The organism is Variimorphobacter saccharofermentans, assembly GCF_014174405.1.
Taxonomy (GTDB): Bacteria; Bacillota; Clostridia; order Lachnospirales; family Lachnospiraceae; genus Mobilitalea; species Mobilitalea saccharofermentans.
Window position 1 is genome coordinate 1 of record NZ_JACEGA010000003.1, and the last position, 1,515, is coordinate 1,515.

The following is a 1,515-nucleotide window of genomic DNA, read 5'->3' on the forward strand; positions in this document are numbered from 1 at the left end:
ATATTTTGGCGCTGTTGACAAAGCAAAATATATTAGCAAGCCATCAAATATGGTATAATTAAGCAAAGGGATGGTGGCTGTTATGATGAATCAAAATAATTGTGTGCAACAAAAAATGATGTGTGTAACAATGGAAAACTTAATGCCGCAGGGTCATTTTTTAAGGCAATTGGATAGATTTATTGATTTCAGCTTCATTTATCAAAGGGTCGAGCACATGTATTCACAAACAGGCAGGCGCTCTATTGACCCTGTAGTTATTGTAAAAATGCTCCTCTTAGGTTATCTTTATGGCATCAACTCTGAACGCAGATTAGAAAAGGAAATTGAAGTAAATATTGCGTACCGTTGGTTTTTGGGAATAGATTTAGATGAAGCAGTGCCAGACCACTCAACATTATCGCAACTACGTCGAAGAAAATTTAAAGGCAGCACTATCTTTGAAGAGATTTTTGCTGAAATAGTCAAGCAATGTATAGAATATGAATTGGTGGGAGGCAAGCTGTTGCTTACCGATTCAACTCACGTGCGAGCCAATGTACGGAACGATATCTCAGAACGAATATTAGTAGATATAGAACCATCTGCATATCTCAGTCGCCTTAATGACGAGGCACGTCGGGATGGAATTTTGTGTGAGGAAAATGAAGACACCAAACCAGCCAAACAAAAGGAACAACTAAAAAGTCCAACTGATCCGGATGCTGGCTTCATGAAACGTCCCGGAAAGCCTTTAGGATTTCATTATCTCAGCCACCAGACTTGTGATGGAAAGCACGGCATCATAACCGATGTTTGTGTAACGCCGGGTAATGCAACCGATGCTTCGGTTCACTCCGAGCGAATTAAGCACCAGATTGATACATTTGGATTTCAACCGGATGCTGTGTGTGCCGATGCTGGGTATGACAGCTCAGAGATTCATAAGGATATGCTTGATAAAGGCATCCAAACCTATATTCCGCAAAGGGCGCCATCATGTGGAGAGTTGACTGTATTTTCAATACACGACTTTGAGTACGATGAAGAAAGTGACAGCTTAACCTGCCCTAACGGATGTAAATTGGTGTTTTCCACCTATCGCAAGAAGTTAGGCTGTAAGCGTTATAAATCTACCGCCAAGCAATGTAATAACTGCCCTATTAGAGAAAATTGCATTTCCGGCACGGCAAAATACAAAGAGGTAGAGCGTACGTACCATAAGTCTGCTACAGATAAACAGCATAGAGCAAATGGCTCCCCTGAATATCTTGCAGCTATGCGGCTGCGTAAAATTTGGTGCGAGGGTAATTTCTCACATCAGAAAGCAAACCATAATTTAGCACGCCTGCGGAAGCGTGGCCTGGGCAATGCCTACGAGCATTGCCTACTTTCGGCGACGGCGTTAAATCTAAAGAGGATGGTACGGCTCCTAAATCATAGCCCCGAGAACTTAATATGGCTGAAAATTTTACGGATGCCCAGAAATATCTGGACATCCGCTATTTTTATGCCACTTTGTCAACAGCTCCGAAA

1 protein-coding gene is annotated in these 1,515 nt (G+C 42.0%); it reads left to right on the forward strand.

All coding sequences use genetic code 11. The annotated features are described in order from the left end of the window. Positions 1-82: 82 nt before the first annotated feature. Positions 83-1,515: IS1182 family transposase (locus H0486_RS18235; RefSeq protein WP_228354494.1), on the forward strand; the 1,433-nt coding region annotated here is incomplete at its 3' end.